This is a genomic window from Methylobacterium sp. J-048 (assembly GCF_022829515.1).
Classification (GTDB): domain Bacteria; phylum Pseudomonadota; class Alphaproteobacteria; order Rhizobiales; family Beijerinckiaceae; genus Methylobacterium.
This window is the reverse complement of sequence record NZ_JAKSYL010000259.1, coordinates 1-283: the sequence shown is the minus strand read 5'-3', so window position 1 is coordinate 283 and position 283 is coordinate 1. Positions and strand designations below refer to the sequence as shown.

Genomic DNA, 283 nt, shown 5'->3' with positions numbered 1-283 from the left:
GCTTCCGAAGGCTACGCCGCCCGGGCGGTGACCTTCTCGAAGGTGCCCGTCGCGACCTGCTCTTCGAGCTCCGCCTTGAAGTCCGCGATCCCCAGGACCTGGACGGGATTGCCCGCATCGTCGAGGAACTCGTAGAGCGCGGGGCCCGCTGCAACGTCGTCGGCGCCATCGGCATCGTCGAGAACATGCCGGACGGCGGCTCCTACCGCCCCTCCGACATCATCACCTCCATGTCCGGCCAGACCATCGAGGTGATCAACACCGACGCGGAAGGCCGCCTCGT

1 pseudogene is annotated in these 283 nt (G+C 67.5%); it reads left to right on the top strand.

Features of this window, described 5'->3' with window-relative positions:
- Nucleotides 1–283 (top strand): annotated as a pseudogene (locus MKL09_RS26445) (hypothetical protein); the annotation flags it as partial.